This window comes from Streptomyces noursei ATCC 11455 (assembly GCF_001704275.1).
Classification (GTDB): Bacteria; Actinomycetota; Actinomycetes; order Streptomycetales; family Streptomycetaceae; genus Streptomyces; species Streptomyces noursei.
On sequence record NZ_CP011533.1, the window covers coordinates 1,771,756 to 1,796,059 of the forward strand.

The 24,304-nt window shown below is 72.6% G+C and carries 21 protein-coding genes; 12 read left to right on the plus strand and 9 right to left on the minus strand.

All coding sequences use genetic code 11. The annotated features are described in order from the left end of the window. Positions 1-325 precede the first annotated feature (325 nt). From SNOUR_RS46070 to SNOUR_RS07460, 4 genes are all read right to left on the minus strand, one after another. The gene (locus SNOUR_RS46070; protein WP_159425825.1) at positions 326-997 is read right to left on the minus strand and encodes a recombination directionality factor; all 672 of its coding nucleotides are present in this window, start codon (positions 995-997) and stop codon (positions 326-328) included. A gap of 96 nt (positions 998-1,093) precedes the next feature. After that, a complete protein-coding gene (locus SNOUR_RS48150; protein ID WP_312632097.1) occupies positions 1,094-1,279 on the minus strand; it encodes a hypothetical protein in 186 nt (61 codons plus the stop codon). A gap of 85 nt (positions 1,280-1,364) precedes the next feature. Then, the gene (locus SNOUR_RS07455; RefSeq protein ID WP_312632098.1) at positions 1,365-2,612 is read right to left on the minus strand and encodes a recombinase family protein; all 1,248 of its coding nucleotides are present in this window, start codon (positions 2,610-2,612) and stop codon (positions 1,365-1,367) included. Positions 2,613-2,696: 84 nt separating this feature from the next. Beyond that, positions 2,697-3,119 carry a YjbQ family protein gene (locus SNOUR_RS07460; RefSeq protein WP_067344848.1) on the minus strand — a complete coding sequence of 141 codons (423 nt, stop codon included), beginning with the start codon at positions 3,117-3,119 and terminating at the stop codon, positions 2,697-2,699. A 175-nt stretch (positions 3,120-3,294) separates the two neighbouring features. On the opposite strand from SNOUR_RS07460, the gene SNOUR_RS49215 reads away from it, so the two are divergent. From SNOUR_RS49215 to SNOUR_RS07485, 6 genes are all read left to right on the plus strand, one after another. Then, complete coding sequence (locus SNOUR_RS49215; RefSeq protein WP_340629387.1) at positions 3,295-3,387, plus strand: putative leader peptide; 93 nt, start codon at positions 3,295-3,297, stop codon at positions 3,385-3,387. 201 nt (positions 3,388-3,588) lie between these two features. Next, a complete protein-coding gene (locus SNOUR_RS07465) occupies positions 3,589-4,461 on the plus strand; it encodes an ABC transporter permease (RefSeq protein WP_312632099.1) in 873 nt (290 codons plus the stop codon). Next, positions 4,434-5,354, plus strand: a complete 921-nt coding sequence (locus tag SNOUR_RS07470) for an ABC transporter ATP-binding protein (RefSeq protein ID WP_174717850.1) — start codon at positions 4,434-4,436, stop codon at positions 5,352-5,354. Before SNOUR_RS07465 ends, SNOUR_RS07470 begins: the two co-directional genes overlap by 28 nt. A gap of 164 nt (positions 5,355-5,518) precedes the next feature. Continuing rightward, positions 5,519-6,595 (plus strand): ABC transporter substrate-binding protein, encoded by a 1,077-nt coding sequence (locus SNOUR_RS07475; protein WP_067344850.1) that lies wholly within the window; start codon positions 5,519-5,521, stop codon positions 6,593-6,595. A gap of 1 nt (position 6,596) precedes the next feature. After that, a complete protein-coding gene (locus SNOUR_RS07480) occupies positions 6,597-7,802 on the plus strand; it encodes an LLM class flavin-dependent oxidoreductase (RefSeq protein ID WP_067344852.1) in 1,206 nt (401 codons plus the stop codon). 67 nt (positions 7,803-7,869) lie between these two features. After that, complete coding sequence (locus SNOUR_RS07485) at positions 7,870-9,117, plus strand: NAD(P)-binding domain-containing protein (RefSeq protein WP_079142329.1); 1,248 nt, start codon at positions 7,870-7,872, stop codon at positions 9,115-9,117. Here the strand turns inward: SNOUR_RS07485 and SNOUR_RS07490 are convergent. The 3 genes from SNOUR_RS07490 to SNOUR_RS07500 form a co-directional block, all read right to left on the minus strand. Continuing rightward, positions 9,045-10,214, minus strand: a complete 1,170-nt coding sequence (locus SNOUR_RS07490) for an adenosine deaminase (RefSeq protein ID WP_067344854.1) — start codon at positions 10,212-10,214, stop codon at positions 9,045-9,047. The genes SNOUR_RS07485 and SNOUR_RS07490 overlap by 73 nt on opposite strands. Positions 10,215-10,295: 81 nt before the next feature. Next, complete coding sequence (locus tag SNOUR_RS07495) at positions 10,296-11,066, minus strand: GntR family transcriptional regulator (RefSeq protein WP_067344855.1); 771 nt, start codon at positions 11,064-11,066, stop codon at positions 10,296-10,298. A 278-nt stretch (positions 11,067-11,344) separates the two neighbouring features. Then, entirely contained in the window at positions 11,345-12,673 is a 1,329-nt protein-coding gene (locus SNOUR_RS07500) for an MFS transporter (RefSeq protein WP_067344857.1), read from the minus strand. A gap of 228 nt (positions 12,674-12,901) precedes the next feature. Between SNOUR_RS07500 and SNOUR_RS07505 the strand changes: the two genes are divergently transcribed. From SNOUR_RS07505 to SNOUR_RS07520, 4 genes are all read left to right on the plus strand, one after another. Further along, positions 12,902-13,702: a (Fe-S)-binding protein gene (locus SNOUR_RS07505; RefSeq protein WP_067344859.1), complete on the plus strand. Its 801-nt coding sequence runs from the start codon at positions 12,902-12,904 to the stop codon at positions 13,700-13,702. Further along, positions 13,699-15,192, plus strand: coding sequence for a lactate utilization protein B (locus SNOUR_RS07510; protein ID WP_067344861.1), 1,494 nt, complete (start codon positions 13,699-13,701; stop codon positions 15,190-15,192). Before SNOUR_RS07505 ends, SNOUR_RS07510 begins: the two co-directional genes overlap by 4 nt. Next, a complete protein-coding gene (locus SNOUR_RS07515; RefSeq protein WP_067344863.1) occupies positions 15,189-15,845 on the plus strand; it encodes a LutC/YkgG family protein in 657 nt (218 codons plus the stop codon). Before SNOUR_RS07510 ends, SNOUR_RS07515 begins: the two co-directional genes overlap by 4 nt. A 161-nt stretch (positions 15,846-16,006) precedes the next feature. Further along, the gene (locus SNOUR_RS07520; RefSeq protein ID WP_067344864.1) at positions 16,007-17,185 is read left to right on the plus strand and encodes an SGNH/GDSL hydrolase family protein; all 1,179 of its coding nucleotides are present in this window, start codon (positions 16,007-16,009) and stop codon (positions 17,183-17,185) included. Positions 17,186-17,258: 73 nt separating this feature from the next. Here the strand turns inward: SNOUR_RS07520 and SNOUR_RS07525 are convergent, their stop codons facing one another. Beyond that, the gene (locus SNOUR_RS07525) at positions 17,259-19,109 is read right to left on the minus strand and encodes an ABC transporter ATP-binding protein (RefSeq protein ID WP_067344866.1); all 1,851 of its coding nucleotides are present in this window, start codon (positions 19,107-19,109) and stop codon (positions 17,259-17,261) included. 114 nt (positions 19,110-19,223) lie between these two features. On the opposite strand from SNOUR_RS07525, the gene SNOUR_RS07530 reads away from it, so the two are divergent. Together SNOUR_RS07530 and SNOUR_RS07535 are read left to right on the plus strand one after the other, a co-directional pair. Then, positions 19,224-19,688, plus strand: coding sequence for a MarR family winged helix-turn-helix transcriptional regulator (locus SNOUR_RS07530; RefSeq protein WP_067344868.1), 465 nt, complete (start codon positions 19,224-19,226; stop codon positions 19,686-19,688). 53 nt (positions 19,689-19,741) lie between these two features. Next, positions 19,742-22,684 carry an FAD-binding and (Fe-S)-binding domain-containing protein gene (locus tag SNOUR_RS07535; protein ID WP_067357844.1) on the plus strand — a complete coding sequence of 981 codons (2,943 nt, stop codon included), beginning with the start codon at positions 19,742-19,744 and terminating at the stop codon, positions 22,682-22,684. A gap of 13 nt (positions 22,685-22,697) precedes the next feature. Here SNOUR_RS07535 and SNOUR_RS07540 read toward each other — a convergent pair whose 3' ends face one another. Beyond that, entirely contained in the window at positions 22,698-24,053 is a 1,356-nt protein-coding gene (locus SNOUR_RS07540; RefSeq protein WP_067344870.1) for an alpha-amylase, read from the minus strand. Between the last annotated feature and the right edge of the window lie 251 nt (positions 24,054-24,304).

Below are 24,304 nucleotides of genomic sequence, written 5' to 3' on the forward strand. Positions count from 1 at the left end.
TGCCTTCCCCCGTGGCGCCATACGTCGAATCGCCTGCTCAGAGGGCTCGCCAGGCAGCCCATCCCGGGGACTTTTCGGGGACTTTCCGGTCTGTCAGGGGGACTTTCCGGGGACTTTCCGCTACCTAAACAGGCAAGGCCCCGAAAGACCGGAAAGGGCCTCCGACGCAGGTCAGAGGCCCTTTCCGGGGTGAAGTCCCAGGTGGGGCGGACGAGACCGGCCTGTACGCCGGGTACAGACCTGCACCTCGCCAAGAGTCTTCGACCTGCCCTCAGTGATCAAGAAGGCTTCCAGGTTCGGTAGCGCACCGAGATCAGCTCCGGAGTCAGGCAGCAAGTCGGAGTTGGTTTGGAGTGGCGAACTCTTGCTGAACGGCCGAAAGGACCGGACGCACAAAGCAGGCAGTCATCCCTGACCTCGTTGTGAAGACCTTCCGTCGCAGACATATCTCCATCGGCGTACCCGTGACTCCACACTCCATACCCGCGACGGCGGCACTCAATGATTCAGAAAACGCCCACGATGAAGAAGTCAGGTTGAACAACCCCAAGTCCGGTGCCGCCATGAGCCTGAAGGTGAGACGGGCATCTGGTTTGGGTCCGCGACCGGACCGAGCGGCGGCTTTTCGGTCGAAGAGCGAATCGGGACAACCGCAAGGATCGCCTGCGTTGTCCATCGGCTCGAGGAAGTTGAGCCCATCGCAGATATGAGTCGGTCCGCGTTCCTCCCCCGCGTCCAGTACAAGACGGTTGACCACGCCTCCCGAGCCATCAACGCTCACCGCCACCGCACCGCTGTCCAGCGTTAGTTCAAAGGAGCCCTGCTGGCGATCACGGCTTCGAGGCCGTCCACCGTAGAGCCCGGCAACGGTTGCCGAGACTTGCTCGTTTGCTGTAGTCACCAGCCATGACGGCAGGTCCACGGTGCGCCCGTCACACCGTTCTTCTTCAGCCCGAAAGCTGCCGGCAGTCTGCCCGGGCCGGATTCCTTCAGTCACTGCGTCACCTCTCTGTGCGAACCTGACTCAGGCGCCTCACGATCGAAGGAATCCAGGGTTTTTGCCGAGCCGGAGTATTCGTGTAGTGCTCCCTGGCTACGGGGTGCCGGAAGGATTTCGCTCCGGCCCGTGCATCACACCCACCACGTAACGGACGGGTGCACCGGCTGGGAAGAGCGTGACCCGCAGCCCGAAGTCCAGGAGGATCTCCTTACGCGCCTGGACATCGAGTGCCTTGTCCCAGCGATCGGCGACTGTCTCTCCCGTCGGTCGCTGGATCATCCCCGGCGGACGCACCTGCTCGGCCTCCAACGCGGCCAGTTCACGTCCCAGGGCGGCGTATCGCTCTCGAAACCACTGAGAATCATCAGCCGCGTCGTACAGGCCGGCCTCGCGGTCGAGCCGTAGCCGCTCCCTCGTGGCCTGCACTTCTGCGATGCGTTGCGGCACCCCATTGCCGGGGTCGTAGACGGTCTCGAATATCGCGCCATCGCCGAAGTTCTGCAGGAACCGACACGTACTCCTCCAGGAGATGGGCACGTATCAGGGGCGCCGGGCGACAGTACTGCGCGCTCAGCCATCCCTTGTTCCGGACGGTGCACACGTATCGAGGCGGTGCATCGGCGGAGGTCTGCGTGAACAGCCTGTGGTGGCACTGCCCGCATAGTGCCACCTCCGTCAGCAGGTAGCTGCGGTTCGATCGGCGGCCCTTCCACGGCGTCGGCCGAGGCGTGAGAGCCCTCTTCAGCGCCTCGTGTGTCGTCCAGTCCCACAGGCCCTCGCAGAGGCGTACGGGATGTCCGTCCTGGTCGATGACGGGCTTGCCGTTGTGCATCAGGTAGCCCAGCGCCGCCTCTGAGAGAAGGATGTTCTTCAGGCTCGTCGGGTGCCATGGCCGGCCGCGGGCGGGCTTGCCGTACATCACGGCCAGGTGGTCGGCGGGGGCCAACTCGCCTGCGCGGTTCAGCCGAGCCGCCTCGCTGCTGGGAGTGTTGTGCTCGGGGTCGGCCAGGATCCGGCGGGCGACGAGCCGGATCACCGTCGAGGCGTGCGGGTGCAGTTCGACGTGGTCGATCTTGCCGCCCATCACGCGCCGGACGAATTGGAATCCGTAGGAGGGCTTGCCTTTGGGGCGTCCGGCTGCCCGGGTCTTGATGGTGGCGCTGCGATTGCGGCGCTGGATGGCGCGCAGTTCCATCTGCGCGCCCCATGCCTCCATGGTGAAGCGGTTCTCGTCCGCCTGGTCGTCGAGGTCCCACGGGCCCTCGTGTCCGTAGGTGACGAGCAGCTTTCCCTCGTCGCGCATCTTGTAGCCGGTGTTCAGGCAGTCGACGACATTGCGACCGAGGCGGTCCACGGCTGCGGCGACCAAGCCGTCGTACGGGCCCCTCTCGTCACGCAGCCACGGGCCGAGCTTGGGCCGCGTCATCGGGTCCGTGGCGCCCGACACCTCCCAGTCATCGGCCCAGCCGATGATGTGCCCTCCGACGGACGCGGCGGCAGTGAGGACGTCCTCCCGCTGCCGCTCCGGTGACGACGTGGCCGCCTTCACACGCGACAGCCGTCGCACGCCCAGCAGGCATTTTCCACATCCGTCGTAGGGTCGTTCGATCATGTCCAGGTCCGTACCGCGCAAGGCTTCTCCGTTCAGGGCACGCAGGGTACGGAGATTTCGCGGCCACACCCAGGACGATCTTGATCAGCCCAGGAAGCTCAGTCGAACCTTACGGTTGACATTGGAGATGTTGGTGTCGACCAGGCACACCGACTGCCAGGTGCCCAGGGCGAGTTCGCCGGCGAGGACCGGGAGGGTGGCGTGTGGGGGGACGAGGGCGGGGAGGACGTGGTCGCGGCCGTGGCCCGGGGTGCCGTGGCGGTGGCGCCAGCGGTCGTCGGCGGGCAGGAGGTCGTGGAGGGCGGCGAGCAGATCGTCGTCGCTGCCGGCGCCGGTCTCCAGGAGCGCGACGCCCATCGTGGCGTGCGGCGTGAAGACGTTCAGCAGTCCGTCGCGGCCCCGTGCCGTGTCCCGTAGGAAGTCGACGCACTCGCGGGTCAGGTCGTGGACCGTCTCCGTGGAGCCGGTGCGTACGTCAATCTCTCGTGTCGTGAAGGTTGCAGCCATGCGGTGATGTTCTCAAAGAAGACAAAGAAGACGAAGAAAGCGCAGGAGACCGGCATACGGCGCGGGGAGGGGGTGAGGGGGTGGGCGCAATGGTCGGTCAATGTCGCGGCAACAAAGGTCCGGGGGCCGAGACGGGGGTTTGACCGGTCCTGGGGGCGGCGCTACGTTCGTCGGCATGTCTACGTCAGCCCTGCTCACCACGCGCGGTCACATCGACCTGCTGCGGGTGGCCTCCGCCGCGTGTTGTCGCCGCGGCCGCGGTTGTTGACGTTCTTTCCGTTCGTGATCCGCGGATCTGCTCGCTGAATCTGTTGGATCTGTTGGATCTGTTGGATCTGCTGAGTTTTCGGTCGGGTGCTTCGGTGCCGGTCGTGGTGTGGCGTGCGGTGCCGCGGCGTTGACCGTGGTGTGCCGCGGCGCGGCCTGGTCCGGTGCGTGCGTTCGCGTTCTTCTGTGTCTGGGGTTGTCGATGAGCGGTGAGCAGGCTGCCGCGGCCGGGCGGGTTCCGGCCGGGGTGCCGGTGGGGCCGGGCGGGGCCGTTGTGCTGTCCCGGGTGGTTCCGGTGTCGGGACGGCGGTGGGCAGTGCCGCGGTGGGTGCGGCGGGCCGTGGGGCCGGTCGGACTGGTCGTGGTGTGGCAGGTGTTGAGCGGCGGTGGAGTGTTGCCGGCGGACCTGCTGGCGTCTCCGGTGGACATCGCCCGTACGGCCGGCGGCCTGGTCGCGGACGGGACGCTGCCGTCCGCGATGGCGGTGTCGCTGCAGCGGGTCGCGGTGGGGTTGGTGACCGGCGCGGCCGTCGGGATCGCGCTGGCGCTGGTGTCGGGGCTCTCGCGGCTGGGTGAGGACCTGGTCGACGCGACCGTGCAGATGTTGCGGTCCATTCCCTGGGTGGGGGTCATCCCGCTCTTCATCATCTGGTTGGGGATCGGCGAGGCGCCGAAGATCGCGCTGATCGCGGTCGGGGTGGCGTTCCACCTGTATCTCAACGTGTACGCCGGGGTCCGGGGCGTGGACGCGCAGTTGGTGGAGGCCGGCACGTCGCTCGGGCTGGGCCGGTGGGGGCTGATCCGGCACGTGGTGCTGCCCGGGGCGCTGCCCGGCGCCATGACGGGGCTGCGGTACGCACTGGCGACGGCCTGGCTGGCGCTGGTCTTCGGGGAACAGGTCAATGCCGACGACGGGCTGGGCTTCCTGATGAATCAGGCCCGGGAGTTCTTCCGCACCGACGTGATCGTGGTGTGTCTGGTGGTCTACGCCGTTCTCGGGCTGCTCGCCGATTTCCTTGTCCGTACGCTCGAAAGGCTGTTGTTGCAGTGGCGACCGACGTTCACGGGGCAGTGACCTCCGGCATCTCGACCCGGCCTCCCGAGTCGTCTCGGCCGTCGGAGTCGGTCGCGGCGGCTACGGTCGCCGGCGCGGCGGACGCGCAGGAGGGCGGCGGGGTCGCGGTGCGGGTCGACGGGCTGGTGCGGGAATTCGACCGGCGGCGGGTCCTCGACGGGGTCCGACTCGACATCCGGGTGGGCGAGTTCGTGGCGCTGCTCGGGCGCAGCGGGTGCGGGAAGTCGACGTTGCTGCGGGTGCTGGCGGGGCTCGATCGGGAGATCGAGGGCGAGGTGCTGGTGCCACGGCGCAGGGCGGTGGCGTTCCAGGCACCACGGCTGATGCCGTGGAAACGGGTGTGGCGGAACGTCCTGTTGGGACTGCCAGGGCGCCCCGAACGGGCCAAGGCGGCACGGGCGTTGGCGGAGGTCGGGCTCGATCACCGGGCGGATGCCTGGCCCAAGACGCTCTCCGGGGGCGAGGCGCAGCGGGCGTCGCTGGCGCGGGCGCTGGTGCGCGATCCGGATCTGCTGCTGCTCGACGAGCCGTTCGGCGCGCTGGACGCACTGACCCGGATCACCGCGCAGCGGCTGGTGGCCGAGGTGTGGCGGGAGCGGGGGTGCGCGGTGCTGCTGGTCACCCATGACGTCGAGGAGGCGCTGCTGCTGGCCGATCGCGTGCTGGTGATGGCGGACGGCCGGATCGCACACGAGACGGCGGTGGAGCTGCCCCGGCCGCGGGACGCCGGGGATCCGCGGTGGACGGCGCTGCGCGCCCGACTGCTCGGCCGTCTGGGCGTCGCCGAAGCAGACGGCGGCACGGGCGGCGAAGCGGACAGCGACACGGACGGCGACGCGGACGGCGGCGCGGACGCGCAGGGGACACCTGACGGACGGGGTGCCGACGCATGACGTCCGGCATCCGGCAGCTGCCCCCTGACGGGCCACCCGATCCCGGTGCCGTCCCGGACAGCTCCACATCCCTGGCAGCTCCACCATCCCGGCCAGCGCCGCCCTCTCCCGGTGGGGAACGGCAGAACGGCAGTGACGGAAGTGACGGAAGCGACGGACCCCTCATGAGACGTGCATCGATCATCGGCCGGGCGGCGAGCCGCCGCCGGCCGTCCCTCGCCCTGGCCGCGCTGCCCCTCGTCCTGGTCCTGACGTCCTGCGGCGGTGCCTCGCGGGCGGACGGGACCGGGGGCGGGCTCGGCGGTCGCACCGACGGCAAGGGGTCGCCGACGCTGAACGTCGGGGACCAGAAGGGGGGTTCGGAGGCGATGCTGCGGGCGGCCGGCGAGCTGGACGACCTGCCGTACACGATCAAGTGGTCGACGTTCACCTCGGGGCCGCCGCTGCTGGAGGCGGTCAACGCCGGGGCGGTGGACGTCGGGGCGGTCGGCAACACCCCGCCGGTGTTCGCGGGTGCCGCGCGGTCGAAGATCAAGGTGATCGCGGGGTCCCACAGCCGGTCGGACGGCGAGGCGATCCTGGTGAAGAAGGACTCGCCGCTGCGGTCCCCGGCGGAGCTCAAGGGCAAGTCGATCGCGGTGGCACAGGGCAGTTCGGCGCACTACCAGCTGATCGCGTCGTTGCGGGCATCGGGCCTGTCGCCGAAGGACGTCACGCTCGACTACCTCCAGCCGGCGGACGCGCTGGCCGCGTTCACCCGTGGGAAGGTCGACGCCTGGGCGGTGTGGGACCCGTACACCTCGCAGGCGCTCGACCAGGCTGGCGCCCGGATCCTGACGACCGGTCAGGGGCTGGTGAACGGGCTGAGTTTCCAGGTCGCCGCGCCCGCCGCGCTGGACGACCGGGCGAAGTCGGCGGCGCTGAAGGACTACACGACGCGGCTGCGGCGGGCCCAGGACTGGGTGTTCCGGCATCCGGCGGCCTGGGCGAAGACCTGGGCGAAGGCGACCGGGCTGCCGGAGGGGGTGGCGCGGGACGCGGTCCGGCGCACCCGGGGGACGGCGGTGCCGGTTGCCGTGGACCGGGCCGCCATCGGCTCCGAGCAGCGCATCGTGGACGCCTTCGCCGCGCTGAAGCTGATCCCGCGGTCCTTCGACTTCGGGGAGTTGGTCGATCCCCGCTTCAACGGCGGTCTGCCGCCTTCGGGCACGGCGCCGCGCACCTACGGAAAGGCCCAGTGACATGTCCGTACACCTGCATTGGTTCCTGCCGACCGGCGGTGACGGCCGGACCCTCGTGGACCGGCACGCCTACACCGACGGGGGCATCCGGCGGGACCGGATCACCCCGGTGAGCGGGGTGCGCGCACCGGACGTCGGGTATCTGACGCAGATCGCCAAGGCCGCCGAGCAGTTGGGGTTCGAGGCGGTGCTCACCCCGACCGGTACGTGGTGCGAGGACGCCTGGCTGACGACGATGGCGTTGTCGCAGGTCACCGAGCGGCTGAAGTTCCTGGTGGCGTTCCGGCCGGGGGTGATCTCGCCGGTGCTGGCCGCGCAGATGGCGGCCACGTTCCAGCGGGTCTCGCGGGGGCGGCTGCTGCTGAACGTGGTGACGGGCGGGGACTCGACCGAGCAGAAGCGGTTCGGCGACCATCTGGACCATGATCAGCGGTATGCGCGCACCGACGAGTTCCTGCGGATCGTGCGGGGGGTGTGGGGCGGCCGGCCGTTCGACTTCCAGGGGGAGCACTACCAGGTCGAGGGCGGGCTGACCGCGCTGCCGCCGGACCCGCTGCCGGAGATCTTCTTCGGTGGGTCCTCGGCGGCGGCCGGGCCGGTGGCGGCACGGAACGTCGATGTCTATCTGACCTGGGGCGAGCCGCCGGAGCAGGTGCGGCAGAAGATCGACTGGATCCGGGGTCTGGCGGAGCGGGAGGGGCGGACGGTGCGGTTCGGGATCCGGCTGCACACCCTCTCGCGGGACTCCTCGAAGGAGGCGTGGGCGACCGCGAACCGGCTGCTGGACGACCTCGACCCGGACACCGTGGCCGCCGCCCAGCAGGCCCTGGGCAGGAGCGAGTCGGTGGGCCAGCAGCGGATGTTGGCGCTGCACGGCGGTTCGCGCGACGCGTTGGAGATCTCGCCCAATCTGTGGGCGGGGGTCGGCCTGGTGCGGGGCGGCGCGGGCACCGCGCTGGTCGGCAGCCATGCCGAGGTGGCCGACCGGATCGAGGAGTACCACGCGCTGGGCATCGAGCACTTCGTGCTGTCGGGGTATCCGCATCTGGAGGAGGCGTACTGGTTCGGCGAGGGGGTCCGGCCGGAGCTCGCCGCACGGGGGCTGCTGCCCGCCGGTCCGTCGCCGCTGGCCGGCGTCCCGGCGGCGAACGGGCGGCCGGCCTCGGCTCCGGGTGGCGCACCGCTGCTGGTGGCCGGCGGGCGCTGAGCCGGACGCGGCACCCGTGGTGGGGCCGGGCGGGAAGATCCCGACCCCACCACGGGTTAGTAGAAACATGAACTACACCGGGGTGCGTGAGGTCGAGGTCGTGGTGATCGGCGCCGGGCAGGCGGGCCTGGCCGCCGCCTTCCATCTGGGGCGGACCGGCTACCGGCCGGACGCGGACTTCGTGGTCCTCGACCACTCCCCGCGCCCCGGCGGCGCCTGGCAGTTCCGCTGGCCCACGCTGACCTACGACAAGGTGCACGGGATGCACGCGCTGCCCGGCATGGCGCTGACCGACGCCGATCCGGCGCGGCCGTCGGCCGAGGTGATCGGCGGGTACTTCGCGGCCTACGAGCAGCGGTTCGGACTGCGGGTGCACCGGCCGGTGAGCGTCACCGCGGTGCGGGACGCCGACGACGGCCGACTACTGGTGGAGACCTCGCAGGGGCAATACGCGGCGCGGGCGGTGATCAACGCGACCGGGACGTGGGACCGGCCGTTCTGGCCGCGGTTCCCGGGCCAGGAGGGCTTCCGGGGGCGGCAGCTGCACAGTGCGCAGTACCGCGGACCCGAGGAGTTCCGCGGCGCCCGGGTGGTGGTCGTCGGGGGCGGCACCTCGGCCGTCCAGCAGCTGATCGAGATCGCGCCGGTGGCCGCGGCGACGACCTGGGTGACCCGCCGGCCGCCGGTGTTCCGCACCGGACCGTTCGGCGCGGACGAGGGGCGGGCCGCGGTCGCGCTGGTGGCGGAGCGGGTCCGGCAGGGGCTGCCGCCGCGCAGCGTGGTGAGCGTGACCGGGCTGCCGATGACCGAGGCGGTCCGGCGGGCCCGGGAGAGCGGCGTCCTGGACCGGCTTCCGCTCTTCGCCCGGGTGACCCCGGACGGGGTGGCCTGGGACGACGGGCGGACCGTCGAGGCCGATGTGCTGCTGTACGCGACCGGCTTCCGGGCCGCCATCGACCATCTCGCGCCGCTGCGGCTGCGCGAGGCGGGCGGCGGCATCCGGATGGCCGGGACCCGGGCGGTGCGCGACCCCCGGGTGCACCTCGTCGGCTACGGGCCGTCCGCCAGCACCATCGGCGCCAATCGGGCGGGCCGGTCCGCGGTCCACGAGATCCGGCGGCTGCTGGCCGGGACGGCGGACGGACCATCGGCGCCGGACGGAGCACGGCCCGGGGCCGGGATCCGGGGCGCGGCCGTACCCGGTCCCCGCCCGGCCGACGACCTCGTGGGGCGGGCGCCCGGCTACGCGGCCGGGGCGGCGGCCGTCCCGTCCACCGGGACGCGGCTGAGTTCCCGGGCCCGCAGCCGCGCGTAGCCGGGCCGGACCACCTCGTTGATCAGGGCGGTCCGCTCGTCGAAGGGCAGGAAGGCGGCCTTGGCGGCGTTGACCGTGAACTCCTCCAGTTCGGCGGCGCCGTAGCCGAAGGTGTCCCGCAGGTGCTGGAACTCCTGCGTCATGGTGGTGCCGCTGACCAGGCGGTTGTCGGTGTTGAGGCAGACCCGGAAGCCGAGCCGGCGGAGCAGGTCGACGGGGTGCTCGGGGTAGCTGGCGGCGGCGCCGGTCTGGAGGTTGGAGGTCGGGCAGACCTCCAGGGCGATCCGCATGTCGCGGACGTAAGAGGCGAGCCGGCCGAGGGTGACCTGGCCGTCCGCGCCGATGGTGATGTCGTCGGTGATGCGGACGCCGTGGCCGATGCGGTGGGCGCCGCAGCGCAGCACCGCCTCGTGGATGGAGTCCATGCCGACCGCCTCGCCGGCGTGGATGGTGACCCGGGCACCCTCGGCGCGCAGGTAGTCGAAGGCTTCGGCGTGCCGGCTGGCCGGGTTGCCGATCTCGCCGCCGGCGATGTCGAAGCCGACCACGCCGCGGTCGCGGTGGGCGACGGCGAGCCGGGCGATCTCCGGGGAGCGGTCGGCGTGCCGCATGGCGCACAGCAGCGTGCCGATGCGGATCCGGTGGCCGGCCGCGGCGGCGCGGCGCTCGCCGTCCCGGAAGCCCTCGTTGACCGCGTCGACGACCTCGTCGAGGGTGAGGCCGCCGGCCAGGTGCTGCTCGGGGGCGTAGCGGACCTCGGCGTAGACCACGCCGTCGGCGGCCAGGTCCTCGGCGCACTCGGCGGCGATCCGGAACAGCGCCGCGCGGGTCTGCATCACGGCGCAGGTGTGCGCGAAGGTCTCCAGGTAGCGCTCCAGGGAGCCGGAGTCGGCGGCGTCGCGGAACCACCCGGCCAGGGCGGCGGGGTCGGTGGTGGGCAGGTTCCGGTAGCCGATGGCCGCGGCCAGCTCGATGATCGTCTCCGGACGCAGACCGCCGTCGAGGTGGTCGTGGAGGAGCACCTTGGGGGCGCGGCGGATGCGCTCCCGGTCGAGGGCGTGGGCGGACTGCGGCGGAAGCTTGTCAGACAAGGTCATGGGGCGGGAGTATGACACGTCGCGCCGCCACCGGGCGACCGGGTCCCGGCGGGCGGTCGCGCCCGGCGGTGTCCGGGCCGGTCAGCGCGCCTGCCACACCGGGAGCGCGGGGGCGCCCGGCGGCAGCATGTGCTTGGCCGCCAGCAGCGGCGTGCGCTCCAGCCGTACGACCTGGGTGACCAGCACGCCGGGGGTGTCGGCGGGGCGGCCCAACTGCGCGCCGCGCTGCCGGCCGAGGGTGGTGGCCACGATGGTGCTGCTGCCGGTCAGCGGCAGCCCGCGCCCGGCGTCCAGCAGCAGGCCGAGCATCGACGACGCCTCGCCGCCGGGCCCCTCGAACGCCGCGACGGCGTCCGGCAGCAGCTCCGCCAACGTCTCGTCCGAGGCCCACTCCTGGGTCAGGCAGGCCGGGAGTCCGCCGACCTCGATCACGCTCTCCCAGAAGCGCACCTCACCGTGGGCCGGCAGGACCAGGTGCTGGGTGGAGAAGTCGGTGGGCTCCTCGCGGCTGCGGGCCAACGGCACGGTCACGACCTGCCGGCCCGCCCCGAGCAGCGACTCCACCGGCTTGAGGAACTCGAAGCCGCGCGGCGGCAGATGGTGGCTGACCGTGCGGCCCACCCCGCGCCGCACGGTGATCACGCCGTCCTCCTGGAGCAGGATCAGCGCCTCGCGCAGCGCCGGACGGCTCACGCCCAGTTCGGCGGCGAGCCGGGGCTCGGTGGGCAGGGTCGAGCCCGGCGGATAGGTGCCGGCGCGGATGGCCTCGACCATCCGCTCGTACAGCGCGACGACCGGCCGCCGCTGGGGCCGGCCCGCGGCGTTCCCCCGCTCCCGTTGTCTGCCAACCATCTGCGCCTCCCCGCATCCGTGGTCCGACCGCCCGCACCGCGCCCCGGGCAGGCGCGCACGGTCAGTTTCCCACCGCCGAGGCGCGGGTGACCGTCCACCCCGACGCGCCACCCCGAGAGCCGGGGCCACGGAAACCGCACCCGCGCTCCCCTCTTGTCAGTCAACATGCTTCCTCACACCCAAGGCGCCGCTCCCCCTCGTCCCGGGCGGGGAGCGGCGCCTTCCGTCTGTCGGCGGGTCAACTGCCGTGGTGAGCCGGCCGCTTGGCCGGCGGCCGGCTACTTCTCCAGCGGCCGGTGCGCGGTCTCCGGCAGCGCCAGGTAGACGAAGAAGGACACCAGGCAGGTCACCGCGACGTACCAGGGGAAGAGGTCCGGGTGGCCGGCCTGCTTGAACCACGTGCCGACGTACGGGGCGGTGCCGCCGAAGAGCGCGACGGTCAAGGAGTACGGGAAGCCGATGCCGGCGGCGCGCACCCGGGCTGGGAAGAGTTCGGCGTTCACCGCGGCGGCGATCGAGGTGTAGCCGGTGAGCAGCACCATGCCGGCGCACTGCACCAGCAGCAGGGAGACGAACGCGTCGGTGACCAGGTGGAGCAGCGGCACCGCCGACACGGCGAAGCCCAGCGCGAAGACGAGCAGCATCGGCTTGCGGCCGATGCGGTCCGAGAGCAGACCGCCGAGCGGCTGGAGCAGCGCGAAGAAGGCCAGCGACAGGGTGCCGACGGTGAGCGCGTCGCCCTTGTCGAAGCCGGCGTTGACCTGTGCGTAGGTGGGGAGGTAGGTGGTCCAGGTGTAGTACGCGATGGTGCCGCCGGCGGTGATGCCGCAGATCAGGAGCGACTGGCGGGGGTAGCGGCGCAGGCCCTCGAAGAGGCCGGGACGGCCGGCCGACCGCCCGGCCCCGGCCCCCGCGGCGTCGGGGCCCTGGGTCAGGGTCTCCCGGGCGCCGCGCCGGATCCACAGCCCGAGCAGACTCAGCAGGGCGCCGAGGAGGAACGCAATCCGCCAGCCCCACCGGCCCATCTGGTCCTCGGTGAGCAGCGCGGCGAGCAGCGCCCCGGTGCCGGCGGCGAGCAACTGACCGGCGGTGGTGGAGACGTACTGGAAGCTGGCGAACAGGCCGCGCCGGCCCGGCCCGGCGGACTCCACCAGGAACGTGGTGGACGCCGCGAACTCGCCGCCCACCGACAGGCCCTGCACCAGCCGGGCGACGACCAGCACGATCGGGGCGAGGACGCCGGTGGCCGCGTAGGTGGGGGTGAGCGCGACCAGCAGGCTGCCGCCGCCCATCAGGAGGATGGTCAGAGTCAGCGCGGCGCGCCGGCCGCGCCGGTCGGCGACCGCGCCCATCAGCAGCCCGCCGATCGGTCGCATGAAGAAGCCGACCGCGAACACCGCGAAGGTGGAGAGCAGCGGCACCAGGGAGTTGCCGGCGCCCTTGGGGAAGATCTGGTCGGCGAAGTAGACGGCCAGGAAGGAGTAGGCGTACCAGTCGTACCACTCGACGGCGTTGCCGATGGAGGCGGCGGCCAGTTGCCGCAGCCGCGACGGCGGACGGTCGCCGCCGGGTGCCCGGTCCTGGGCTATGGGCTGTGCGCTCGACATGGTCCTTGAGCTCCCGTCCTTCTCCTCGGCCTGCCGCTGGGGCAGGATGACCCGACAGGTGATCATGTACCGGTGAGGCGGGTCGGCGCCAGGGAAAAGGGCGGTCGGGCCGCCGCCGCAAGACCGCGGAAAGGCGGTGGCAATGTTGCGGCAACGTCCGGGCGAAGCCCGATGGTCCGCCGCCGCGGCCGGCGGACCGCCGGGAGGCGAGCGCGAGGAGGAGGCACCGTGCGGGTAGCACTGTTCGTCACCTGCATCAACGACACGCTCCGACCAGGGACCGGGCGGGCGGTGGTGACCCTGTTGGAGCGGTTGGGCGTCGACGTCGACTTCCCGGCCGAGCAGAGCTGCTGCGGCCAGCCGCAGTTCAACACCGGCTACCGGCACGCCACCGAGCCGCTGGTGCGCCGCTTCGACCGGGCGTTCAGGGACTACGACTACGTGGTGACCCCGTCCGGCTCCTGTGCGGCGATGGTGCGGGACAACTATCCGCGGATCGCTGCCAGGGCCGCGGCGGAGGGGCGCGGCCGGGAGCTGACCGAGGCCGCGGCGCGGGCCGTGCCCAAGACGTACGAGCTGACGGAGTTCCTGGTGGACGTGTTGAAGGTGACCGACGTCGGCGCGTACTACCCGCACACCGTCACCTACCACCCCACCTGCCACGGGCTGCGGGTGCTGGGGCTCGGTGACCGGCCGCGGCGACTGCTGGAGCGGGTCCGGGGGTTGACGCTGAAGGAGTTGCCGGGCGCGGAGGAGTGCTGCGGGTTCGGCGGGACGTTCGCGGTGAAGAACCCGGCGGTGTCGACCGCGATGGGCGCCGACAAGGTCCGGGCGGTGACCGGGACCGGCGCGGAGGCGGTCTGCACGGTGGACAACTCCTGTCTGCTGCACATCGGGGGCATGCTCGCCCGGCAGGGGTCGCCGGTCCGGCCGGTGCACCTCGCGGAGATCCTGGCCAGCACGGAGGCGGACACCGCGGCCGGCGGCGCGGCCGGCCGGGCCGCCGGGGCGGAAGGGGACGCGCGATGAGCCGCAGCTTCCTCGGGATGCCGGCGTTCCCCCGGGCCGCGGCCGTCTCCACCCGCGACCCCCGGCTGCGGGCCAACCTCGCCCATGCCACCCACACCATCCGCGACAAGCGGGCCCGGGCGGTGGCCGAGCTGGACGACTGGGCGCAGCTGCGGGCCGCCGGCGCCGCGGTGAAGGACCGGACGCTGCGCCATCTCGACCACTACCTGGAGCAGTTGGAGGAGTCGGTGGCCGCCGCGGGCGGCCATGTGCACTGGGCGGCGGACGCCGACGAGGCCAACCGGATCGTCACCCGGCTGGTCCGGGAGACCGGCGAGCGCGAGGTCGTCAAGGTCAAGTCGATGGCCACACAGGAGATCGGCCTCAACGAGGCGCTGGCCGAGGCGGGCATCCGGGCGTACGAGACGGACCTGGCGGAGCTGATCGTGCAGCTCGGCGACGACCTCCCGTCGCACATCCTGGTGCCGGCGATCCACCGCAACCGCGGCGAGATCCGCGACATCTTCCGTCGGGAGATGGGGAAGTGGGGGCGTCCGGCGCCGGAGGGGCTCTCCGACTCCCCCGCCGAGCTGGCGGAGGCCGCCCGGCTGCATCTGCGGGAGAAGTTCCTCACCGCCAAGGTGGGGATCTCCGGCGCCAACTTCATGGTCGCCGAGACCGGCACCCTGGTGGTCGTGGAGTCCGAGGGCAACGGCCGGATGTGCCTGACCCTGCCGGAGACCCTGATCTCCGTCGTCGGCATCGAGAAGACCGTGCCGACCTGGCAGGACCTGGAGGTCTTCCTGCAGTTGCTGCCCCGCTCGTCCACCGCCGAGCGGATGAACCCGTACACCACCACCTGGACCGGGACCACGGACGGCGACGGGCCGCGGGCCTTCCATCTCGTGCTGCTCGACAACGGGCGGACCGACACCCTGGCCGACACGGTGGGCCGGCAGGCGCTGCGCTGTATCCGCTGCTCGGCGTGTCTGAACGTCTGCCCCGTCTACGAACGGGCCGGCGGGCACGCCTACGGATCCCCCTACCCGGGCCCCATCGGCGCCATCCTCACCCCGCAACTGCGCGGCATGGCCGGCCCGTTGGAGGAGTCGTTGCCGTACGCGTCGTCGCTGTGCGGTGCGTGCTACGAGGTGTGCCCGGTGGCGATCGACATCCCGGAGGTGCTGGTGCATCTGCGGGAACGGGTGGTCGAGGGCGGCCCGGTGACCCGGCGCGGGGCCCGGGTCGTCCTCAAACCGGCCAAGGGGCATGCCGCGGAGCGGGCCGCGATGCGCGCCGCGGCCTGGACGTTCGACCACCCGGGCGTGCTGCGCGGCGGGATGCGGCTGGCCGCCCGGACCCGGCGGCTGCATCCACGGCGGCTGCCGGGTCCGGGCCGCGCCTGGTCCGACACCCGCGCGCTGCCGACGGTGCCGGCCGAGTCGTTCCGCGACTGGTGGCGGCGCACCCGGGGCGATGCCGGGGGCAGCGAGACGGGAGGCGTCAAGTGAGCGGCAGGGACGTGGTGTTGGCGCGGGTGCGCCGGGCGTTGGCCGACGTACCGCGCGGCGAGGGGCCGCACGATCCGCCGGTCCCCCGGGACTACCGCCGGGTGCACGGCTCCCGGACGGCCGAGGAGACCGTGGAGCTGCTGGCGGAGAACCTCGCGGACTACCGGGCTGTGGTGCACCGCTGCGCGCCCGCCGGGCTGCCGGCGCTGATCGCCCGGCTGCTGGCGGCGCGCGGGGCGCGGACGGTGGTGGTGCCGGCCGGGCTGGACCCGCGGTGGCTGTCCGCGGCGGAGGTCGCCGCGCGCCCCGATCGGGCCACGGACACCGCGCGGGACCTGGCCGCGGTGGACAGCGTGGTGACGGGGTGCGCGCTGGCCGTCGCGGAGACCGGCACGCTGGTGCTGGACGCCGGACCGGATCAGGGGCGGCGCCGGATCACCCTCGTCCCGGACCACCACATCTGTGTGGTGCGGGTCCCGGATCAGGTCGTCGGGTCGGTCCCCGAGGCGCTGCCGCGGCTGGCTCCGGAGCGCCCGTTGACGTGGATCTCCGGGCCGTCGGCCACCAGCGACATCGAGCTCGACCGGGTGGAGGGGGTGCACGGACCGCGGACGCTGGAGGTGGTGCTGATGGCGGCGGACGGCGAGGGGTGAGCCGGGGCCGGCCTCCCGCCGCCGGGCCGCGCGGAGGGTGACCCTGTGGGTGGTACGCACCCGATGCGTACCACCCACAGGTGTCTGGGCGCCCCGCGCGCCGGGCGGAAGACTCCTGGTCGTCGCGATCGAGCAGAGGACCGAGAGGCAGACGACAACCCATGAGCAACAACGACAACTCCACGAACTGGCAGGCCGGTTGGGCCACCGCGGTGCAGCGGCCGAGCGTGGGGTTCCACAAGAACTGGGCCGAGGAGGGCTTCGCGGACCAGACCCTGCGGCAGACCGTGCGGGTCACCGGCGCGGGGACCCGGGCCCGGATCAAGCTCTCCAACCGGTACGGCACCGCGCCGCTGGAGGTGTCCGGCGCGAGCATCGCCCGGTCCGGCGACGGGGCGGCGGTGGCGGCCGGTTCGGTGCGGCGGCTGACGTTCGGCGGGTCGGAGTCGGTGCGGATCCCGGCGGGCGCGGAGGTCCACAGCGACCCGGCGGAGGTGACCGTGGCGGCGCTGGAATCGCTCACCGTGTCGCTGTACTTCGCCGGGCCGAGCGGGCCGGCGACGTTCCACGCGCAGGCGTGGGCCACCGCGTACCGGGCCGCGGGCGCGCAGTTGGGCGAGGTGGATCCGGCGGTCTTCGGGGAGACCACGGTGTCGTGGTACTACCTGGCCGCGGTGGAGCTGGCGGACGGCGATCCGGCGCGGCGGGACACCGTGGTGCTGTTCGGCGACTCGATCACCGACGGCTTCGGGTCGACCGTCGACGCCGACCGGCGCTACTCGGACGCACTGGCCGAGCGGCTGGCCGCCGAGGGCCGTCCGCTGCGGGTCCTCAACCTGGGCATCGGCGGCAATCTGCTGCTGAACGACTCGGAGTGGTTCGGTGAGCGGGCCGGGGCGCGGTTCGACCGCGATGTGCTGGCGCAGCCGGGCGTGCGCTCGGTGGTCGTGCTGGTCGGCCTGAACGACATCGGGTTCAGCGAGGTCGACCTGCCGACGTACAAGCCCGCCCCGGACAACGCGCCGGAGCAACTCATCGCGGGCTACCGGGAGTTGATCGAGCGGGCGCATGCGGTGGGGGTGCGGGTCGTCGGGGCGACGATCCTGCCGTTCAAGGGGTCGGAGTACCACACCCCGATGGCGGAGGCGAAGCGTCGGGCGGTCAACGAGTGGATCCGGACGGGCGGCGCGTTCGACGCGGTGGTCGACTTCGCGGCGGTGATGGCGGATCCGGCCGACCCGGACGCGCTGCTGCCCGCCTACGACTGCGGGGACTTCAAGCACCCGGGCGACGAGGGGTACCGGGTGATGGCGCGGGCGCTCGATCCGGCCACGCTCTGACCACCGCCCGGCTTCTCGCCGTCGCTCTCCCCCGGGTCGCCCCGGCCGCGCCGAGGGACGCCCCGGGGAGCGGTCACACCAGGATCCCTGGGGCGCGGCCGTCGCCCGCGGGGTCGGCCGCGTCGTCGTCCGCGGCCTCCCGGTCGGTGTCGCGGCGGACCAGGGCGGCGTAGCGGCCGTCGGCGGCCAGCAGTTCGTCGTGGGTGCCGCGTTCGGCGATCCGGCCACCGTCCAGGACGACGATCTGGTCGGCGTCCCGGACCGTGGAGAGGCGGTGCGCGATGGTGAGGGTGGTGCGGCCCGCGGACAGCGCGTCGACGGCCCGCTGGACGGCGTGTTCGGTGCGGGTGTCCAGGGCGCTGGTGGCCTCGTCGAGGACGAGCACCGGCGGGTCGCGCAGGATGGTCCGCGCGATGGCCAGGCGCTGCTTCTCGCCGCCGGAGAAGCGGTAGCCGCGCTCGCCGACGACGGTGTCGTAGCCGTCGGGGAGGGCCGCGATGTGGTCGTGGATCTGGGCGATCCGGGCGGCGCGCTCGATCTCCTCGTCGGTGGCGTCGGGCTTGGCGAAGCGGAGGTTCTCGGCGACCGAGGCGTGGAAGAGGTAGGTCTCCTGGGAGACCACGCCGACCGCGCGGGCGAGGGTGCCGAAGCCGAGGTCGCGGACGTCGGTGCCGTCGAGGGTGACCCGGCCGCCGGTGACGTCGTAGAGGCGCGGGACGAGGTAGCTCAGGGTCGTCTTGCCGCTGCCGGTCGGGCCGACGACGGCGAGGCTGGTGCCGGCCGGGACGGTCAGGTCGATGCCGTCGAGGGTGGGGGCGGCGTCCGGGTCGTAGCCGAAGGAGACGTTCTCGAAGCGGATCTCGCCGCGCGGGGCGGGGAGGTGGACGGGTTCGGCGGGTTCGGAGATGGCGACCGGCAGGTCGAGGTACTCGAAGATGCGCTGGAAGAGCGCGAGCGAGGTCTGCATCTGGACGCCGGTGGCCAGCAGGGAGACGGTGGGGCGCAGCAGGCCCTGCTGGAGGGTGACGAAGGCGACCAGGGTGCCGAGGGAGAAGGCCGGGCCACCGAGTTGCAGGACCAGGCCGGCCGCCCAGTAGATGAGCGCGGGCATGGCGGCCATGACGATGCCGATGGTGGCCATCCGCCAGCGGCCGGCCATGTTGGCGCGCACCTCCAGATCGACCAGGCGCTCGGACTCGCCGGCGAAGCTCTTGGTGAGCGAGTCGGCGCGGCCCATGGTGCGGCCGAGCAGCACGCCGCTGACCGAGAGGGACTCGGTGACCATCGCGGACATGGTCGCCATCTGCTTCTGCCGCTTGGTGGTGATCTTCTTGCGTTCGTTGCCGACACGGCGGCTGATCCAGACGAAGAGCGGGAGCAGCAGCAGCGAGACGACGGTCAGCCGCCAGTCGAGGGCGATCATGGCGACGACGGTGGCGGTGACCGAGGTCAGGTTGGAGACCAGGGACGTCGCGGTGGAGGTGACGGTGGCCTGCATCCCGCCGATGTCGTTGGCGATCCGGGACTGGACCTCGCCGGTGCGGGTGCGGGTGAAGAAGGCCAGCGGCATCCGCTGGAGCTTGGCGTAGACGGCGGTGCGCAGGTCGTGCATGACGCGCTGGCCGACGGTGGTGGAGATCAGGGTCTGCAGGACGCCGAAGACGCTGGTGGTGACCGCGGTGGCGATCATGCCGAGGGCGAGCAGCGTCAGCAGGCCGGTGCGCCGGCCGGGTATGGCGACGTCGAGGATCTCGCGGAGGAGGAACGGGGAGGCCACCGAGACCAGGGAGGAGGCGGCGACGAGCAGGCCGACCAGGGTCAGCCGGCCGCGGTAGGGGCGGAACAGCGCGAGGATCCGCCGCAGCTGGACCGGGGCGTCCGGGTCCTTGGGGGGCGGGGTCCAGTTCGGTTCTTCGGGACGCATGGGCTCCTAACGAGAGCGGGAGGGGGAAGCGGGAGGCCGGGAGGACGAAACTTTGCCGAGCCTAGCTCATTGTTACCTATACTCACAATGAATCTTGTCCTGTATCCTGGGGCCATGCCCTCCCCCGAGCCGTCGATCAGCGTCAACGAGGCCAACGTGGCCGAGCAGCTGGTGCGGCTGACCCGCCGGATGCAGCGCGCCCAGAAGCGCCACATGGCCCACCTGGACGTCCCCTTCACCCCCGCGCAGTCCCGCGTGCTGCGGATCGTCGGCCACTGCCGCGACACCCCGCCCCGGATGGCCGACCTGGCCGAGCGGCTGGAGGTGGTCCCCCGGGCGGTGACGACGCTGGTGGACGCGCTGGAGGCGAACGGCACGGTGCGCCGGGTGCCCGATCCGACCAACCGCCGGGTGGTGCGGATCGAGCTGACCGACACCGGCCGGTCGGCGCTCCGGGCGTTGCGCGGCGCGCGCCGGGCCGCCGCGGAGGAGATCCTGGCTCCGCTGACCGTCGAACAGCGCGAGGTGCTCGGCGGTCTGCTCGCCACCCTCGTCGACGGACCGGGCGAACCGCACTGACCTGACGCACTGGCCTGCCGCGCCACCTGACGCGCAGTCAACCGGAGGTGACCGTGCCCCTGCTGGAGCCCACGCCCGAGGCCCTGCGGCCCCGCACCACCCGGCCCGCACCGGACCGGGTGCCCGAGCGGCTGGCGGCCGGCACCCCCGAGCCGCTGCGCGGCGACCTGATCGCGCTGCTCGGCCCGGACAAGGTGCGGCACACGGTCTCCGACCTGGTGCGCTACGCCTCCGACGCCAGCCCGTACCGCTTCCTCCCGCAGGTCGTGGTGGTCGCCGAGACCACCGAGGACATCGCCGCGGTGTTCGCCTACGCCCGCGCCCACGGCCGCCATGTGGTCTTCCGGGCCGCCGGGACGTCCCTCAACGGCCAGGCGCAGGGCGAGGACATCCTCGTCGACGTCCGCCGCCACTGGACCGGGGTCGAGGTGCTGGACGACGGCGCCCGGGCCCGGATCCGGCCCGGCACCACCGTCCTGCGGGCCAACGTCACGCTCGCCCGGTACGGCCGACTGCTGGGTCCCGACCCGGCCAGCGCCATCGCCTGCACCGTGGGCGGGGTGGTCGCCAACAACGCTTCCGGGATGACCGCCGGCACCACCCGCAACTCCTACCGGACGCTGGACTCGCTGACCTTCGTGCTGCCGTCCGGCACCGTCGTCGACACCGCGCGCCCGGACGCCGACGCCCGGTTGGCGCGCGCCGAACCGGTGCTCTGCACCGAACTGCTGGCCCTCAAGGCGGAGATCGAGGCGGACCCGGAGCTGGTCGCCCGGATCCGCGCCAAGTACACGATCAAGAACACCAACGGCTATCGCCTGGACGCGTTCCTCGACGGGCGGACACCGGTGGACATCCTGCGCGGGCTGCTGGTCGGCTCCGAGGGGACCCTCGGCTTCATCGCCGAGACGGTCTTCACGACCCTGCCGCTGGACCGGCACACCTCCAGCGCGCTGCTCTTCTTCCCCACCCTCGCCGCCGCGGCCGCCGCCGTCCCGCGCTTCACCGAGGCGGGCGCCCGGGCCGTGGAGCTGATGGACGGCAACACCCTGCGCGCGTCGGTGCGGGTGTCCGGGGTGCCCGCCGACTGGGCGGAGCTGCCCAAGGAGACCGCCGCGCTGCTGGTGGAGTTCAGGGCGCCGGACGAGGCGGCGCAGCGGGCGTACGAGGAGGCGGCGGCGCGGGCGCTGGACGGGCTGGAGCTGGTCGCCCCGGTGCCGTCGGTCGCCAACGCCTTCACCCGGGACGCGGCCGTGATCGGCGGCTACTGGAAGGCCCGCAAGGCGTTCGTCACCGCGGTCGGCGGCTCCCGCCCGTCCGGTACGACCCTGATCACCGAGGACTTCGCGGTCCCGCCGGCCCGGCTCGCCGACGCCTGCACCGCGCTGCTGGAGCTCCAGGACCGGCACGGCTTCGACGCCGCGGTCGCCGGCCACGCCGCCCACGGCAACCTCCACTTCCTGCTCGCCTTCGACGCCGCCGACCCCGACGATGTGGCCCGCTACGCCGCCTTCATGGACGACTTCTGCCGGCTGACCGTCGCGCGGTTCGACGGCTCGCTCAAGGCCGAGCACGCCACCGGCCGGAACATCGCGCCGTTCCTGGAGCTGGAATGGGGGCCGCGGGCCACGGAGTTGATGTGGCGGATCAAGGAGACGGTGGACCCCGGGGGCATCCTCGCCCCGCGGATCCTCCTCGACCGCGACCCGCGGGCGCACTTGCGCGGTCTGAAGACGATCCCCCGGGTCGAGGCGGTCGCCGACCCGTGCATCGAGTGCGGCTTCTGCGAACCGACCTGCCCCAGCGAGGACCTGACCACCACCCCCCGCCAGCGGATCGTGCTGCGCCGCGAGATGCACCGCCAGCCGCCCCGCTCCGCGGTCGACGACGCGCTGCTGGAGGCCTACGGCTACGACGCGGTGGACACCTGCGCCGGCGACTCCACCTGCAAGCTGGCCTGCCCGGTCGGCATCGACACCGGCGCGCTGATGAGGGACTTCCGGCACCGGCGGCACTCCCCGCGCGAGGAGCGGATCGCCGAGCGGACCGCCCGGCACTTCGCTGCGGTCGAGCGGGCCGCCCGGCTGGCGGTGGCCGCCGCCGAGCGGCTGGACGACCGGTGGCTGACGACGGTGACCGGCGCCGCCCGCCGGGCCGTCCGCCCCGACCTGGTGCCGGAGTGGCTGCCGCGACTCCCCGGCGCCGCGGCCCGCCGGCTGCCCGCCACGCGCCGGACCGACGCGACCGCGGTGTACTACCCGGCCTGCGTCAACCGGATCTTCGGCGGACCCGCCGACCACCGCGGGCCGTCCCTCCCCGAGGCGGTGGTGGCGCTCGCCCGGCGGGCCGGCCGCCCGGTGTGGATCCCGCCGGACGTCGCCGGCACCTGCTGCGCCACCATCTGGCACTCCAAGGGCTACGAGCGGGGCAACCGCCTGATGGCCAACCGCGTCGTCGAGGCGGCCTGGGGCTGGACGGCCGGCGGACAGCTGCCGCTGCTGGTGGACGCGTCCTCCTGCGCCCTGGGCCTGGCCCACGAGGTCGAGCCGCACCTCACCCCGTTCAACCGCTCGCTGCACGCCGAACTGACCGTCGTGGACTCGGTCGTCTGGGCCGCGGACCTCCTCCCCGACCTGGCGGTCCGCCGCACCCTCGGCTCCGCCGTCCTCCACCCCACCTGCGCCATGCAGCACCTGGGCGACGAGGAGGAGTTGCGGCGGGTCGCCGAGGCGTGCGCCCACGAGGTGATGGTCCCGGACGACGCGGGCTGCTGCGCCTTCGCCGGCGACCGCGGCCTGCTGCACCGGGAGTTGACCGAGTCCGCCACCGCGAAGGAGGCGGCCGAGGTCACCGCCCGCCACTTCGACGCGCACCTCTCGGCCAACCGCATGTGCGAGATCGGCATGGACCACGCCACGGACGGCCGGGGGTACCGCTCGGCCCTCCTCGCCCTGGAGTGGGCGACGCGGCCGGACACCAGCCCGTCCGGCGCTTGAGGACGAGCGGGCGTCAGCGAGCGATGTGCAGGGCCACGGCCCCGTGCGCGGGCACGGTGAGCTGCGCCGAACCATCCTGCCCGACCGTGACGGTGTGCCCCTCGCACGACGTCGGCACCGCAGCGACGACGTCGCAGTACGTCCCGGCCGGCAACGACGTCGCGAACGTCCGGTTCACCGCGCCGTCCCCGGCGTTGAGGGCGACGAACCCGGCCGAGCCGCGCCCGAAGGCGATCGCGTCGCCCCCGTTGTCCCACCAGTTGGTCAGCCCCGCCGAGCCCACCGCGTTGCGGAAGCCCACCATGCCGGTGATCTCCCGCTTGGCGTGCTCGTCGGTCCAGCCGGAGCTTCCGGAGGCGGGCGGTCCGGCGTCCTTGTCGGACCACTGGTAGCCGGAGTAGACGTTCGGCGAGCCGTACGGCGAGGCGAGCATGAAGACGTTGGCGAGGGTGTAGGCGGCGCCGTCCTTGTACGTCAGGGTCGAACCGTTGCGCTCGGTGTCCCAGTTGTCGACGAACGTGCGGGCCCGGTCGCCGCCGAGCTTGCCGTCGGCGACGGACTTCAGCTGGGCGAGGTTGCCGCTCTGGAAGGCGCTCTTGAGGTGGGTGCCGTAGCGGAACTCGTCGATGTCGCCGGTTCCGGTGTACTCGTCGGGCTGGACGGCCTCGCCGGCGCCGTAGACGACCTCCTGCACCCAGTACCCCGGGTCCTTCATCTTGCCCTTGATGGCGGCGAGGTCGGCGGCGGCGATGTGCTTGGCGGCATCGATCCGGAAGCCGTCCACGCCCAGTGACCGCAGGTCGTCGAGGTACTTGGCGAGGGTGGTGCGGACGTAGTCGCTGCCGGTGTCGAGGTCCGCGAGGCCGACCAGTTCGCAGTTCTGGACGTCGTCGCGGTTGGTGTAGTCGGAGATGTTCCGGCGGCAGCCGTGGAAGTCCCAGTCCTGGTAGTAGCCGGGGTAGTTGTACTTGGTGTACTGGGTTCCGCCGGTGCCGGTACCGGATCCGGCCGCCATGTGGTTGATGACGGCGTCGGCGATGACCTTGACGCCGGCGGCGTGGCAGGTGCCGACCATCGAGGCGAACGCGGCGCGGTCGCCCAGCCGGCCGGCGATCTTGTAGCTGACCGGCTGGTACGAGGTCCACCACTGGTCGCCCTGGATGTGCTCGGAGGCGGGCGAGACCTCGACGTAGCCGTAGCCGGCCGGGCCGAGTTGGTCGGTGCAGGCGCGGGCGACGTCGGCGTACTTCCACTCGAAGAGGGTGGCGGTGACGGTCCGGTCGCCGGGTGGGGTGGCCTGCGAGGGCCAGGGGGCGAGGGCGGCGAGGCCCGCCGCTGCCAGTGCGCCGGTCAGCGTTCTGCCCAGCATCCGGGAGCGGTGCCCGCCACGCGGCTCCTTCGGCACGGCGCGGTGGCGGCTCCTGCGTCGCTGCATTGTTGCGGCTCCTTCGTCATGGGGCACGGGGACCGCGCCCACGAGAGCAGCCACGCGCCAGGCCGCCATGGGGGGATTCCGCTTCGGAGCCTGCCTTTTCGCGCGTGGACACGTCAAGACTTTCGGCAAGGCTTTTCAGGCTCTTGCGAAAGGTACTGAAGGCAGCGGGCGGGGCACCGCCGTGC